This is a genomic window from Cupriavidus gilardii (genome assembly GCF_013347325.1).
Classification (GTDB): domain Bacteria; phylum Pseudomonadota; class Gammaproteobacteria; order Burkholderiales; family Burkholderiaceae; genus Cupriavidus; species Cupriavidus gilardii.
Map to the genome: position 1 here is coordinate 558,333 of NZ_CP054624.1, position 12,631 is coordinate 570,963.

Here is a 12,631-nt window from a genome sequence, read left to right on the forward strand (position 1 = left end):
ACGACCATGCCCAACGGATTGCCGGTGTCGCGGCTGATCGACGTCACCATCAACATGTCGCCGCTGGCGGCGCAGGGTGCGAACCTGAACTCGGCGCTGATCCTTGGCGCTTCGGCCGTGATCGACACCGGCGAGCGGATGCGCTCGTACGGCACGATCGACGCTGTGGCCTCGGACTTCGGCACCTCGGCGCCCGAGTACAAAGCCGCACTGCTGTACTTCCAGCAGACTCCGCAGCCATCGCAGCTCTATATTGGTCGCTGGGCAAAGACCGCGACGTCCGGTTCGATCCGCGGTGGCGCGCTGTCGGCCGCCCAGAAGGACATCGCCGCCTGGAAGGCAGTGACCAACGGCTCGTTCAAGATCACGATCGACGCCACGGTCAAGACGCTGTCCGCGCTGAACTTCTCGGGTGTGACCAACCTGAACGGCGTCGCCACGATCATCACCACGGCGCTGGCGGGCGCGACCTGCGCCTGGAACGGTACGCAGTTCGTGATCACGTCTCCGACCACGGGTACGACCTCGAAGGTCAGCTATGCCACGCCGACGGGCACCGGTACCGACATCTCGGCCATGCTGGGCCTGACGAGCGGCGTTGCCTCGGTCCCCGTCGACGGCATCGCTCCCGAGACGCCGGATGCGGCCGTCGCGCTGTTCCTGGACCTGTTCTCGAACAAGTTCCTGGGCCTGATGTTCGCCGACACGAGCCTGACGAACGCCCAGCATGTGGCCGTGGCCAGCCTGGTCGAGGCAGATCAGCGCCACCTCTACGGCGCGACGACGCAAGAGCCGCTGGCGCTGTACCCGACGAACACCACCGACCTGCTGTCGACGTTCAAGGCGCTCGGCCTGAAGTACTCCTTCGCGCAGTACTCGAGCTCGAGCCCGTATGCCGCCGCGTCGCTGTTCGGGCGCCTGCTGACGACCGACTTCAACGCGAACAACACCACGATCACGCTGATGTATAAGCAGGAGCCCGGCATCGTGCCGGAGAGCCTGACCAGCAGCCAGGCCGACGCGCTCCAGGCGAAGAACGGCAACGTGTTCGTGGAGTACAGCAACGACACGGCCATCATCCAGTACGGCGTGACGCCGAGCGGCATTTTCATCGACTCGGTCTACAACTCGATCTGGTTCCAGAACCGCATCCAGACCGACGTGTTCAACCTGCTGTACCAGAGCCAGACCAAGATCCCGCAGACCGACGCCGGCAACGCGCTGATCGCCGCGGTCATCGAGGCTGCCTGCGATGCCGCGGTGAACAACGGCTATCTGGCCCCGGGCGTCTGGAACTCGGGCGGCTTCGGTGCACTGCGCCAAGGCGACATGCTGCCCAAGGGCTACTACGTCTACGCACCGCCGATCGCGCTGCAGTCCCAGGCTGACCGGGAGGCTCGCAAGTCGGTGTCGTTCCAGGTCGCCGCCAAGGAAGCCGGAGCGATCCACACCGTGGACATCCTGGTGAATGTGAACAGGTAGCCATGAACACCGCACCGATAGAGTTCCTTCGGGAGGCGCTGGCCTACGACCCGGAAACTGGCGAACTGGTCTGGAAGGTGCGGCCGCGGTCGCACTTCAACAGTGATCGCGGCCACCGCGTATTCAACACGATGTACGCGGGACGGGCGGCAGGCCATGTGCTTAAGAGCACGGGCTATAGGCTGGTGAACCTAGGTCAGTACGGGTTCATCGGGGCGCACCGCATCGCGATGGCGATAACTACCGGTCAATGGGCCGATGTTGTGGATCACATCAATGGCGACCCGCTGGACAACCGCATCTCCAATCTTCGAGCCTGCACGAAGGCGGAAAACGGCCGAAATCGTCGCAGGAATAAGGGAAACAGGATCGGCCTGAAGGGCGTCTCGTCTCACCCCAACACCAGTCGTTGGGTTGCCCGTATTCAGCACGGCGGAAAGCAGCACTACCTCGGGATGTTCGATACCCCTGAGCTTGCGCATGCCGCCTACGTTGCCGCCGCAAAGAGGCTTCACGGCGAATTCGCCAACGCAGGATAGAAGGAGAAATCATGTCCGGAACGTATTCGTTCATCGACGTACAGGCGTCGCTGGTGGGCCCCGGTGGGTCCTTCCAGCTTGGCTATGGCGAGGCCACGGCCGAGGAAGGCATCACGATCGCCACGGCGAACGACAAGAACACCATGACCGTCGGGTCGGATGGCAGCGTCATGCACAGTCTTCGCGCCGACAACTCCGGCCAGATCACGCTGCGCTACCTTAAGACGGCGCCGATCAACCGCACGCTCATGGCGCTGTACAACGCCCAGAAGATCGACAGCCGCCTGTGGGGCAAGAACGTCATCACGGTCACCCAGTCCGTGTCCGGCGATGTCACCACTGGCATCCAGTGCGCTTTCAAGAAGGTGCCGGACCTGAACTACGCCATGGAAGGTGGCATCGTCGAGTGGGTGTTCGACGCCGGCCGCATCGAAGAAATGCTCGGGACGTACTGACCATGGCGACGCAGATCGAACTCAACGGCCACGAATACTCCCTCGGCCGCATGAGCGCGATGCAGCAGTTCCACGTATCGCGCCGCATCGCCCCGATCATTCCGGCCCTGATCCCGGTGTTCGTTCGCTTCCGCGAAAGCGGGAAGGCACCGACCGAGGATTTGGAAGGGATGGCCGTGGCGCTGCAGCCGCTGGCCGATGGTCTGGCGGCCCTCAAGGACGAGGACGCCGAGTATGTCATCGGCGCGTGTCTGTCGGTCGTACAGCGCAAGCAGCCGACCGGCTGGTCCCGGGTCTGGAACGGCGGCCTCATGTTCGACGATATGGACTTGGCGACCATTCTTCCCTTGGTGGTGCAGGTCATCACGGCCAACCTCGGGCCTTTTATTCAAGGCCTGCCTATCAGCCAGCAGAGCGGGCCGAAGGCGACACAAGCTGGCTGAGAACGCTCCCGGGCGGCGAAGACTGGCTCTTGACGCCGGTGGCCGAGGGCTGGTGCAAGTACGAATCCCTGCTGGACGGCACGCTCGGTCTTGAGGACATCGCCCTCATGAACGATGCGATCGCCGTTCGCAGCGAGAACATAGCGGCCCTTCGCAGGCTGGAGCAGAGCAATGGCAGATAGCGCCGTCATCCGCGAGTTCTTGGTCGCGCTGGGTTTCAAGGTCGACCAGAAAGGGCTCAAGAACTTCAACGCCGGGGTCGAGCAGGCCACCAAAGGCGTCATTCGCCTGGTCAGCACGATCCAGGGCGCGGCGCTGTCGGTGGGTGCCGGCGTCTCGGCCTTCGCCTCTAAGCTCGAGCGCCTGTACTTCGTTTCCCAGCGCACCGGTGCCGCAGCTACCAGCCTGAAGGCGTTTGAGTACGCCGCCCGCAACCTCGGCGTGTCGTCCGAAGCTGCGTTCGGCACCGTCGAGAACCTTGCCAAGTTCCTGCGGAACAACCCGGCCGGCGAGGGCTATCTCGCCACCATCGGGGTCCAGACGCGGGATGCCAATGGCCAGTTGCGGGACACGGTCGACATCCTGGCCGACATCGGCAAGGAACTGGCGCAGAAGCCGACGTGGCTTGCCAGCCAGTATGGCCAGATCCTCGGGATCGACGAGAACCTGCTGCTCGCCATGCGCAATGGCGACTTCGGCAAGTTCATGCAGCAGTACCGCCAGATGTCCAAGACCAACGGTCTGGACAAGGCTGCGGAGGACTCGCACGCCTTCATGATCGCGCTGCGCGATCTCGGGACGACGTTCGAGAACTTCGGCGTACGCGTGCAGGGCGCGCTGCTGCACAAGGTCGGTCCGCAGCTCGAGCGGTTCAAGCGGTGGTTCGACGAGAACTCCCCGGCTATCGCCGATCGGGTGGCCAAGATCGCTGAGGCGGTGATGTCTGCCGCCGCTGCCATGGGCCCGCCGCTGGGCTGGATCCTCGATCGATTCATCGAGCTAGACGCCGCGACGGACGGCTGGTCGACCAAGATCCTGCTGCTGATCGGCGCGTTTAAGGTGCTGGGCGGATTCCAGATCATCTCCGGCATCTGGAAGATGGTCGCGGCTGTTCGCGCGCTTGGCGCTGCGAACGCTGCTGCCGCCGCGGCGGGCGCCGCTGGTGCCGGTGCGGGCGGTGCTGCAGCCGGCGGTGCTGCAGGCATCCTGTCGCGCTTCCTGCCGTGGCTGGCGAAAGCCGGCGGCGCTGCCGCGCTGCTGTTCCATAGCGGCCGCCTGAACGATGGCGAGGAAGCCGAGTTAGCCAGACGCCGGGCCTCGGCACAGGGGCAAGGCAGCCTCGCCGACACGCCGTTCGGCAGGCTAATTGCCAGTGGCGAGGGTGACTACAACAGCGTCAACCGCGGCGCCAAGGGCGGCTACAAGGCTGGCACCGAGAATCTGGAGGGCATGACCGTTGCTGAGGTCATGCGCGCCCAGCAGGAAGGGCAGTTCAACGCCGCCGGCCGGTACCAGATCATCAAGACTACCCTGGCGGATGCAGTCAAGAAGCTGGGGCTGACGGGCTCGGAGAAGTTCGATCGCGGTCTGCAGGACCGGATTTTCAGCGAGTACCTGGTTGGCTCCAAGCGGTCGGCCATCAAGGACTACCTGACCGGCGCCAGCGATAACATCGTCGCCGCCATGCAGGCCGCTGCCCGGGAATGGGCCAGCGTGGCCGACCCGGCGACGGGCAAGAGCTTCTACGATGGCGTCGGCAACAACCGCGCGTCCATCTCGGTCGAGCAGCTGGAGCAGGCGCTGCGCAACACCCGGGCAGCCATGACGGCGACCCCGACGGTGTACGCGCAGCGCGCGCCAGGCGGCAACAGCGTGCAGCTCGAGCAGCGAACCGAGATCAACGTGTACGGCGTCAACGATGCTGCTGCGGCAGGCCGGGAAGTCTCGCGCGAGCAGGGCCGGCTTAACGGCGACCTGGTGCGCAATCTGCAAGGAGCAGTCTCGTAATGCTGGACATCATCTCCTTCCTGTCGCCAAAGATGATCGGCGACATCCGGGTGCCCGTCACGATCGAGGAAGCCTACCAAGACGACCTGCAGATCACCGAGCACCCGGTGGAGAAGGGGGCGGAAATCTCCGATCACGCCTTCAAGCGCCAGCCGGAAGTCGTCATCAAGTGCGGGTGGAGCAATTCGGAGATCAAGGCGCTGACGGACACGCTGCAGGCGATCTTCGAGGGCGGCAGCCTGCCGACTGCGGACTACATCAGTACGGTGTACTCGCAGTTGCTGGCGCTGCAGGAGCTGCGCGAGCCGTTCCAGGTGGTGACGTCGCTGCGCCTGTACGAAAACATGCTGTTCAAGTCCCTGGCGGTGCTCAGGGACCAGAAGACGGGTGCCGCGATGTCGGTGACCGCGACGCTGAAGCAGCTTCGGATCGTCAACACGCAAGCCACGACGCTACCGCCGCGGGAGAACCAAGCCGATCCGGCGGCTACCGCTGAGACGCAGAACGCAGGCGTCAAGGCTGCGACGCCGGCAACGCCAGCGCCTGGCGGATCCGTTCCTCCGACGAGCATGTGATGCCCAACTTCTTCGAGATTCCACTGTCGCCCGAGCCGCAACGCTTCACGATCACGCTCAGCGGCGTGGACTACCGCCTGACGGTCCAGTATCGGAAAGCCGGTGGTGCGGGGTGGGTGCTCGACATCGCGGACGCCAACAATGCGCCTTTGGTCAGAGGCATCCCTCTGGTGACCGGCATCGACCTGCTTGGGCAGTATCGCCATCTTGGCTTCGCTGGCCGGCTGTGGGTGCAAGGCGCCGACGACCCGGACGATGTACCGACGTATGGCGATCTTGGTATCGGTTCTCACGTATTCTGGGTGACAGACGCATGAGCACGCGGCAATTCGGCCGGAAGGTCTCGCTCATCATCGGGCAGGACAGCGGTGATGCGATCGACCTGTCTGAACTGCGGTTCCGGTTCGATGTCCGCCGCGGTGACTTGCAGACGCCGAACTCGGCGAGGATCCGGGTCTACAACGTCTCGAAGCAGACGGCGCAGCGCATCGAGCGCGAGTTCACGCGGGTGGTGCTCCAGGCTGGCTACCCCGGAAACTACGGGATCATCTTCGACGGAACGGTCAAGCAGGTGCGACGCGGCCGCGAGAGCCAGACGGACACGTATCTGGACATCACCGCAGCGGATGGGGATTCGGCCTACAACTTCGCGGTGGTCAACACCACGTTGGCCGCGGGCTCGACGGCAGCCGACCATGTGGCGGCTGCTTGCACGGCCATGAACCCATACGGGGTGTCGCAGGGCTATCTGCCGGAGCTGCCAAAGAATCCACTCCCTCGCGGCAAGGTGATGTTCGGCATGGCTCGGGAGTTCATGCGCTGGACGGCCAGGACATGCCAGACCGTCTGGAGCATCCAAGACGGCAAGGTCGTCATGGTTCCCGAGACGTCGTACATGCCGGGAGAAATCCCGGTCATCACGTCGGAAACCGGGATGGTCGGGCTACCCGAGCAGACGCAGAACGGCATCACGATCAAGATGCTTCTTAATCCGAGCGTCAAGATCGGGCGCCTGATCCAGATAGACAATGCCAGCGTCCAGCGGTATGAGTACAGCCTGAACGTGGGTCAGCAGGCTCAGAATGAGCGCATCGAGGAACAGGCAAAGCTGCAGGACGATGGGTACTACTACGTCATGATCGCCGAGCACCATGGCGATACGCGCGGTAACGAGTACTACACCGATGTCATCTGCCTGGCAGCCGACGTCACAGTGTTGCCCGACAGCTTCAGGACGCAAGCAGCCGTGCCGCCGGACAACGTCATCAAGCGTTTCGGCTAGCGGAGCGCTTTGTGGAAGTCGTCCACGTTTTGCATGAACTGTTCGCGCGAGAACGCCGGTTTCAGGAACTTTCCTGATCCATCCGGCCGGATCTCAACCTCGGCATAGTTCAGCAGCGTTTCCTTCCTTGTGTCGCCGTACTTGGAGACGATCAGTGCATCGTCGCCGGATGGGGTAATCAGTCGTCCCCAGCAAGCAGGGACGAGGGCGCGACCGTAGAGGGATTCGGCTGCGAACATGTCCTTAGCGCCCGAGATTGGAAGTTGGCACGGGGTGTCGCGATAGAGGATGGCGATCATCGACGCGCGCGGTGTCACGTCTTCAATCGGGCGCGCGAATAAGAAGGCGCGCCGTCCTACGGTCGCCGGGTTGAAAGACTTCATCTTGATTGACGCAGTCTCTGCCTCTTCCTTGATCTTCCATGCTGGCTTCTGCGCCTCCCTGGCGGCCAACTCCCGGTTCTTCCGGGTCAGTTCGTCGGGGTCGAAAGCGGTTGCCTGACAAGAAACCGCAAACAGCAACGCTGCGACGAGCACTTTCATAGCAATCCCATGGATAGACGAGAGCGGGTTGACGATCCCGAGGTAGCGCTTCGGGAGGCGTTCGACGGACTGCGCGCGGGCATCTGGACCGCGCTGCCGGGCATCATCCAGTCGTTCGATGCCGCAGCAATGACCTGCGAGGTCCAGCCGTCCATCAAGGTGCCGGTGCGGCAAATCGACGGATCGATCGTCAGCGTCACGATGCCCCTGCTGGTGGACTGCCCGGTGCAGTTTCCGTCTGGCGGCAATTGTACGTTGACATTCCCTGTCAAGCCGGGAGACGAATGCCTGGTCGTGTTCGCCAGCCGTTGTATCGACGCATGGTGGCAGTCCGGCGGCGTTCAGGAGCAGGCGGAGCTGCGGATGCACGACCTGTCGGACGGGTTCGCGCTGCTGGGATTTCGGTCGAAGCCGCGCGCGCTGCCTGCGGTCAGCGGTGCAGCGACGCAACTCAGGTCCGAGGATGGATCGACCTACATCGAAATGAACCCGACCCTGCAGAAGGTGCGGATCGTCGCCCCGGGCGGATTCGACGTGGTCGCCCCCCTGTCGACGTTCTCGGCTGCGGTGACGATCACCGGGCTGCTGACCTTCGTCGGCGGCATGGTAGGAAGCGCCGTGTCGGGCGCCGCCGCGACCCTCAACGGGGTAATCAACTTCGTTGGCCAGATGTTCTCCAACGGCAAGCGCATCGACGACACCCATACGCACAGCGGCGTGCAGCCTGGCGGCGGCAACTCCGGCACGGTCAACTAGCCGAGATTCGCGAAGTCACCGAAGTATGCGCGCGCGGCTGCGGCGTAGGCCATGTGAGCGTCCTCAGGGGTCTTGTGTCGACCTAGATGGATCTTCTTCTTATCGACGCAAATGTATGCCTGCCAACGGTCTCGTGCGGCATCGTAATAAACGCCCTTGATCCGCGACCTGCTATTCGACTTTAGCCGAATGTTTTGCTTGTTTTCTTTCTGAGTGCATAGTCGCAGGTTGGATCGGCAGTTATTCAGTGTGTTTCCGTCGATGTGGTCGACTTGTGTGCGGTATCCTGCTGAGAGTCCCATGATTTGCCGGTGCATAAGGACAGTGGCGCGCTTGGGGCCATGCACGGATCGAGCTGCATAACCATGGCTTCCAACGTGCCACGTGTATTGGCTGAGTTCCTCGTAGTCATGGTCATCTACGAATATTTTTTGGCCCCTACTGGTTTCGATTGTCTTCATGGATGAGCACTCCGAGGCATCAGTTATGCGTTATCGAAAGCTTACAGAGGATGGCGACTATTCGTTTGGAAATCAAGCCGCCGACTTCTACAAGGACACGCCGGACGCAGTCGCCCAGGCCGTAATGACGCGCCTGCGGCTGCTTCGGGGCGAATGGTTCCTCGACACGACTGAAGGGACGCCGTGGGCAACGGAGGTGCTGGGCAAGTACACCGGCGCCACCTATGACGCCGCGATCCGCCAGCGCATCCTAGGGACGCAGGGCGTGACCGAGCTGGTCAACTACTCCAGCAACCTCGACACCGAGCGCCGGCACCTTAGCGTGACGGCGACCATCAACACGATCTACGGCACCACCACAGTGCAGGCGACGCTCTAATGGCCATCACCACGACCGCACCGACGATCGACGCCAGCGGCATCACGGCACCGACCTATGCCGAAGTGCTGGAATACCTCAAGGACCAGTACCGCGCTATCTACGGGCCGGACGTGTATCTGGAGGCTGACAGCCAGGATGGTCAACTGCTGGGCGTCTTTGCCAAGGCGATCAGCGACGCCAACTCGGTCGCCATCGCCATCTACCGGTCTTTCAGCCCGGCCACTGCCCAGGACGACGCGCTGTCCAGCAACGTCAAGATCAACGGCATTGCCCGCAAGGTCGCGTCGTTCTCCACTGCTGACCTGGTCATCGTCGGGCAGGCTGGCACTACGATCACCAACGGCATCGCTAAGGACGCGAACGGCAACCAGTGGGCGCTTCCCGCGTCGGTCGTCATCCCGCCCGCGGGACAGATCACCGTCACGGCCACGTGCCAGACCATTGGAGCGATTTCCGCAGCGGCCGGCACGATCAACCAGATCGGCACGCCGACGCGTGGCTGGCAGACGGTGACGAATCCAGCGGCGGCTGCTGAAGGTGCGCCGGTCGAAACCGATGCTGCGCTGCGGCAGCGGCAGACGGTTTCCACCGCACTGCCATCGCGTACCGTTCTGGACGGGATCATCGGCGCCGTGTCGAACATCACGGGCGTGGCGCGACTCGTTGCCTACGAGAATGACACGAGCGTGACCGACAGCAACGGCATTCCGTCGCACTCGATCTCGCTGGTCGTCGACGGCGGCGATGCGGATGCGATCGCCAATGCCATCGCCGTGAAAAAGACCCCGGGCTCGGGCACCTATGGGACAACCGCGGTTGTCACGACCGACGTCTACGGGCGCCCCATCACGATCCGGTTCTTCCGGCCGACGGACGCACCGGTCACTGTGGCTGTCAACCTGAAGGCGCTGGCTGGCTATACCAGCAACACCGGCGACAGCATCAAGCAGGCGATCGCAGACTACATCAACGGCGTGGCCATCGGTGGCGGCTTGTCGGGCAGCGTGGAATGGGCGGATGCCATTACCGCAGCAAACAGCGTCGGCGGAGGCGTGACGTTCAAGCTGACGGGTCTGACGCTGAGCGGCCCGCGGGGCGCTGGTAACCCCGATGTGGCGCTTCTGTTCAATGAGGCGGCGTCTTGCACGCCGGCGAGCATCACCGTCAACGTGTCCTGACAATGGCAGACCTGAGCGAATACACCGCGCTGATTACCTCGGAGCACAACCAGCGGCCGAAGTTCATGGCGGTCGTGTCGGCGCTGGCGCAGCCGATGGTGGACCTGATGAACGTGCTGGGCAGTATGCCCACGAAGTTCGACTTGGACCAGGCCGTCGGAGTGCAGTTGGACGACGTAGGGCGATGGGTCGGTATCTCGCGAACGATCCGCACGCCACTGTCCGACGTCTACTTCTCGCTGGACATCAGCGGGCTAGGGTTCGATCAGGGCATCTGGAAGGGCCCCTTCGACCCGGACACTGGCCTGACTACCCTGGACGACGACACATACCGTCTGGTGATCCGCGCGAAGATCGGCGCCAACCACTGGGACGGGACGATGGAGGGCTCCGTCGCCATCCTGAACAGCATCTTCTCGCCGGCTGGAGAACTTGAGCCGACGTTGGTCCATGCCGATGCGGAGCCGTTCGGAGTAGGCGACGGCAGCCGCTTTCAGTACCAGATCCTGTACCAAGGCCAGCCGGTCTACAAGGTGGACAGTGCCACGCTGTTGCGCAACGACTGGCAGGGGAATCAGAAGCTGTATCCGACGCCGCGGACGAATCTGATCGCCAGCTCGTCAAACTTCGCCGTTGGGTCTTGGGCTAAGGTCCGCGTTACTGCGGAGCAATCAGTCGCCCTGGCTCCGGACGGGTCGATGACTGCCACCAAACTGGTTGAGAACACGGCAACGTCGACCCATCCTCTCCGACGTTCCATCACGTTTTCGCCCGCGACGCCCTATACCATGTCGTGGATGTTAAAGCGTGGAGAGCGGTCTGCGTGCACTCTGGTAATCGCAGATGGTGGAGGCAGCGCTCACTACCATTTGAACCTCATAACGGGCGAGGTGCAGCCGGGCTCAGTCACGTTAGCATCAAGCGTTACGCTCACGCCGTTGGCTGACGACTGGTATCGATTGTCCATCTCGTTCACTTCCAGCAGCGCGCCGAGCGGTTCATATGTGGATGTGCGCCTTTCTAACGTCTGGCCCATTACGTCGCCGTTCGGGCAATCCTACACGGGGGATGGAGTATCAGGGCTGTACATCTGGGAAACGCAGTTCGAAAGCGGTCTAACGCCGACGAGCCAGATCCCAACCACCACAACAGCCGTCACCCTCACCGACTACACCCTCAGCCCCACCGGCATCGTCGAACTCGGCCAGACGCCTGTTTCTGGCGCCACGCTGACGTGGACGGGCGACGGCTACACCTACCCGTCCGGCACCTACGTCTTCATCCAAGACAACCAGGACATGACGATGACCATCGGCATCGCCGGGAAGATGCCGTCGGCCGTGTTCTTGGCGCTCCTGGAGGGCGGATACATCCCGCTCAAGCCGGAGGGGGTGCGCATGAACTTCACCGTCGTCACGACGGTCGAGGGCTCGCCGCTGTTTGGATTCGATGTGAACAACCCGTATGCCGCAGGCTTCGATGTCGGAGCCTGGGGACGACTTCTGTAAGGACCATCAATGGCAACGAACGACTTCCTCCCATTCGCTACTGGCAGCGGCGCCAATGTCGTGTCGCAGGCCGAGTGGGCCGCGCTGACGCAACGCCTCTCGGGCTTTCAGTCCGGCGTCGCGCAGTCCGCGCAGCTGAACAAGGCGTGGCGTCAGTCGAGCATCATGGCGGCCGTCATCGCGCAGTTCATCTCCGATATCACTGGACAGGACGTCATCGACGACGGCACGACGGCCTCGATTCTGGCGAATCTGAAGGCTGCGGTTGGCTCTCAGTCGCCCGGCGTTGCCGGGACCATGCGCAATGGGCGCATAAGCATTACTGCGGCCTCGGCAACGGCGACCTTCACCGCCGACGAGATCGTCGTGGAATCCACTCTCGGCGGCCTTTCGTATCGGCTGGCGAACTTCAGCAGGGCCATCAATCTGACGACGACCGGCGCGGGGGGCATGAACAGCGGGCAGGCACCTGCCAGTGGGTTCGTCGCAATCTACGCGATCTACAACCCGAGCACTGGCGCAACCGCGCTGCTTGGGAAGGATGCGACGAGCGCGGCGCAACCCGAGGTGTATAGCGGCACGGGTATGCCGAGCGGGTACACCGCGTCGGCCCTTGTGAGCGTCTGGCCAACTAACGCAAGCCGTCAGTTCAGCATCGGATATCAGCGCGACCGTGAGATCTTCACTACCTACAACTCGATGCTGATCACTTCGACCCAGCAGGCGTCGCTTACTGCTTTGTCGGTTGCGGCTTACGTGCCGCCGAATGCGAAGACGCTATCTGGGGACGGCAGCATCTCGTCGACCGTTGACACGACTGGTGACATCTTCTTAGCAGGCGCCACGGCGGGGAATATCGGGCTCAAGCACATTACCCAGACTGCCATTAAGGCCGGCGCGGCGCAGATCGGAACATACTCCTACGTGCCCCTCGTTGAGCCACAGAAGATCTATTACGTCGCCACTGTCTCGGCAGGGACCATGACGGCCACAATCTACATCTCAAGCTACACCTTCTGAC

General features: G+C 62.8%; 15 protein-coding genes and 3 pseudogenes. 16 read left to right on the forward strand and 2 right to left on the reverse strand.

Going from position 1 to position 12,631, the window contains the following annotated elements; all coding sequences use genetic code 11:
* Nucleotides 1-6 precede the first annotated feature (6 nt).
* From FOB47_RS02710 to FOB47_RS02750, 9 genes are read left to right on the forward strand one after another with little or no spacing between them, the layout of a single operon-like run.
* Nucleotides 7-1,482: a DUF3383 domain-containing protein gene (locus FOB47_RS02710; protein WP_174779869.1), complete on the forward strand. Its 1,476-nt coding sequence runs from the start codon at nucleotides 7-9 to the stop codon at nucleotides 1,480-1,482.
* 2 nt (nucleotides 1,483-1,484) lie between these two features.
* Entirely contained in the window at nucleotides 1,485-2,021 is a 537-nt protein-coding gene (locus FOB47_RS02715) for an HNH endonuclease (RefSeq protein ID WP_174779870.1), read from the forward strand.
* A gap of 11 nt (nucleotides 2,022-2,032) precedes the next feature.
* Nucleotides 2,033-2,476, forward strand: a complete 444-nt coding sequence (locus FOB47_RS02720; RefSeq protein WP_174779871.1) for a tail tube family protein — start codon at nucleotides 2,033-2,035, stop codon at nucleotides 2,474-2,476.
* A 2-nt stretch (nucleotides 2,477-2,478) separates the two neighbouring features.
* Nucleotides 2,479-2,919 carry a phage tail assembly chaperone gene (locus FOB47_RS02725; protein WP_174779872.1) on the forward strand — a complete coding sequence of 147 codons (441 nt, stop codon included), beginning with the start codon at nucleotides 2,479-2,481 and terminating at the stop codon, nucleotides 2,917-2,919.
* Nucleotides 2,920-2,957: 38 nt separating this feature from the next.
* The gene (locus tag FOB47_RS02730) at nucleotides 2,958-3,101 is read left to right on the forward strand and encodes a DUF6889 family protein (RefSeq protein WP_420839243.1); all 144 of its coding nucleotides are present in this window, start codon (nucleotides 2,958-2,960) and stop codon (nucleotides 3,099-3,101) included.
* On the forward strand, nucleotides 3,091-4,926 hold the full coding sequence (locus FOB47_RS02735; protein WP_174779873.1) for a mannosyl-glycoprotein endo-beta-N-acetylglucosamidase: 1,836 nt from the start codon (nucleotides 3,091-3,093) through the stop codon (nucleotides 4,924-4,926). The genes FOB47_RS02730 and FOB47_RS02735 overlap by 11 nt, the downstream gene beginning before the upstream one ends.
* Nucleotides 4,926-5,501 (forward strand): phage baseplate protein, encoded by a 576-nt coding sequence (locus FOB47_RS02740; RefSeq protein WP_053821600.1) that lies wholly within the window; start codon nucleotides 4,926-4,928, stop codon nucleotides 5,499-5,501. Before FOB47_RS02735 ends, FOB47_RS02740 begins: the two co-directional genes overlap by 1 nt.
* Entirely contained in the window at nucleotides 5,501-5,818 is a 318-nt protein-coding gene (locus tag FOB47_RS02745) for a phage baseplate plug family protein (protein ID WP_174779874.1), read from the forward strand. The genes FOB47_RS02740 and FOB47_RS02745 overlap by 1 nt, the downstream gene beginning before the upstream one ends.
* Nucleotides 5,815-6,783: a phage protein gene (locus FOB47_RS02750; RefSeq protein ID WP_174779875.1), complete on the forward strand. Its 969-nt coding sequence runs from the start codon at nucleotides 5,815-5,817 to the stop codon at nucleotides 6,781-6,783. Before FOB47_RS02745 ends, FOB47_RS02750 begins: the two co-directional genes overlap by 4 nt.
* Here FOB47_RS02750 and FOB47_RS02755 read toward each other — a convergent pair.
* On the reverse strand, nucleotides 6,780-7,325 hold the full coding sequence (locus FOB47_RS02755) for a hypothetical protein (RefSeq protein WP_151023616.1): 546 nt from the start codon (nucleotides 7,323-7,325) through the stop codon (nucleotides 6,780-6,782). The genes FOB47_RS02750 and FOB47_RS02755 overlap by 4 nt on opposite strands.
* A gap of 9 nt (nucleotides 7,326-7,334) precedes the next feature.
* Here FOB47_RS02755 and FOB47_RS02760 point away from each other — a divergent pair, with 9 nt between their 5' ends.
* Nucleotides 7,335-8,081 carry a Gp138 family membrane-puncturing spike protein gene (locus FOB47_RS02760; protein WP_174779876.1) on the forward strand — a complete coding sequence of 249 codons (747 nt, stop codon included), beginning with the start codon at nucleotides 7,335-7,337 and terminating at the stop codon, nucleotides 8,079-8,081.
* On the opposite strand, the gene FOB47_RS26350 is transcribed toward FOB47_RS02760, so the two are convergent.
* Nucleotides 8,078-8,542, reverse strand: coding sequence for an AP2 domain-containing protein (locus FOB47_RS26350; protein WP_174779877.1), 465 nt, complete (start codon nucleotides 8,540-8,542; stop codon nucleotides 8,078-8,080). The genes FOB47_RS02760 and FOB47_RS26350 overlap by 4 nt on opposite strands.
* Before the next feature lie 25 nt (nucleotides 8,543-8,567).
* On the opposite strand from FOB47_RS26350, the gene FOB47_RS02770 reads away from it, so the two are divergent.
* The 6 genes and pseudogenes from FOB47_RS02770 (at nucleotide 8,568) to FOB47_RS02785 (ending at nucleotide 12,630) form a co-directional block, all read left to right on the forward strand.
* A complete protein-coding gene (locus FOB47_RS02770; protein WP_174780835.1) occupies nucleotides 8,568-8,921 on the forward strand; it encodes a contractile injection system sheath initiator in 354 nt (117 codons plus the stop codon).
* Nucleotides 8,921-10,102 (forward strand): baseplate J/gp47 family protein, encoded by a 1,182-nt coding sequence (locus FOB47_RS02775; protein WP_174779878.1) that lies wholly within the window; start codon nucleotides 8,921-8,923, stop codon nucleotides 10,100-10,102. Before FOB47_RS02770 ends, FOB47_RS02775 begins: the two co-directional genes overlap by 1 nt.
* Nucleotides 10,103-10,104: 2 nt before the next feature.
* Nucleotides 10,105-10,518 (forward strand): annotated as a pseudogene (locus FOB47_RS26070) (baseplate wedge 1 family protein); the annotation flags it as partial.
* Nucleotides 10,513-11,202 (forward strand): annotated as a pseudogene (locus tag FOB47_RS26355) (phage head spike fiber domain-containing protein); the annotation flags it as partial. The pseudogenes FOB47_RS26070 and FOB47_RS26355, both read left to right, overlap by 6 nt.
* Before the next feature lie 168 nt (nucleotides 11,203-11,370).
* A pseudogene (locus FOB47_RS26075) lies at nucleotides 11,371-11,610 on the forward strand (baseplate wedge 1 family protein); the annotation flags it as partial.
* A gap of 9 nt (nucleotides 11,611-11,619) precedes the next feature.
* Nucleotides 11,620-12,630: a hypothetical protein gene (locus tag FOB47_RS02785; protein ID WP_174779880.1), complete on the forward strand. Its 1,011-nt coding sequence runs from the start codon at nucleotides 11,620-11,622 to the stop codon at nucleotides 12,628-12,630.
* Nucleotide 12,631 lies beyond the last annotated feature (1 nt).

What these genes read in the sequence shown, in the direction of transcription:
- FOB47_RS02750 (WP_174779875.1), top strand. Translation starts at nt 5,815, where the DNA reads ATGAGCACGCGGCAATTCGGCCGGAAGGTCTCGCTCATCATCGGGCAG.
- FOB47_RS02740 (WP_053821600.1), top strand. Translation starts at nt 4,926, where the DNA reads ATGCTGGACATCATCTCCTTCCTGTCGCCAAAGATGATCGGCGACATC.
- FOB47_RS02745 (WP_174779874.1), top strand. Translation starts at nt 5,501, where the DNA reads ATGCCCAACTTCTTCGAGATTCCACTGTCGCCCGAGCCGCAACGCTTC.
- FOB47_RS02735 (WP_174779873.1), top strand. Translation starts at nt 3,091, where the DNA reads ATGGCAGATAGCGCCGTCATCCGCGAGTTCTTGGTCGCGCTGGGTTTC.
- FOB47_RS02770 (WP_174780835.1), top strand. Translation starts at nt 8,568, where the DNA reads ATGCGTTATCGAAAGCTTACAGAGGATGGCGACTATTCGTTTGGAAAT.
- FOB47_RS02710 (WP_174779869.1), top strand. Translation starts at nt 7, where the DNA reads ATGCCCAACGGATTGCCGGTGTCGCGGCTGATCGACGTCACCATCAAC.
- FOB47_RS26350 (WP_174779877.1), bottom strand. Translation starts at nt 8,542, where the DNA reads ATGAAGACAATCGAAACCAGTAGGGGCCAAAAAATATTCGTAGATGAC.
- FOB47_RS02760 (WP_174779876.1), top strand. Translation starts at nt 7,335, where the DNA reads ATGGATAGACGAGAGCGGGTTGACGATCCCGAGGTAGCGCTTCGGGAG.
- FOB47_RS02775 (WP_174779878.1), top strand. Translation starts at nt 8,921, where the DNA reads ATGGCCATCACCACGACCGCACCGACGATCGACGCCAGCGGCATCACG.
- FOB47_RS02755 (WP_151023616.1), bottom strand. Translation starts at nt 7,325, where the DNA reads ATGAAAGTGCTCGTCGCAGCGTTGCTGTTTGCGGTTTCTTGTCAGGCA.
- FOB47_RS02715 (WP_174779870.1), top strand. Translation starts at nt 1,485, where the DNA reads ATGAACACCGCACCGATAGAGTTCCTTCGGGAGGCGCTGGCCTACGAC.
- FOB47_RS02725 (WP_174779872.1), top strand. Translation starts at nt 2,479, where the DNA reads ATGGCGACGCAGATCGAACTCAACGGCCACGAATACTCCCTCGGCCGC.
- FOB47_RS02720 (WP_174779871.1), top strand. Translation starts at nt 2,033, where the DNA reads ATGTCCGGAACGTATTCGTTCATCGACGTACAGGCGTCGCTGGTGGGC.
- FOB47_RS02785 (WP_174779880.1), top strand. Translation starts at nt 11,620, where the DNA reads ATGGCAACGAACGACTTCCTCCCATTCGCTACTGGCAGCGGCGCCAAT.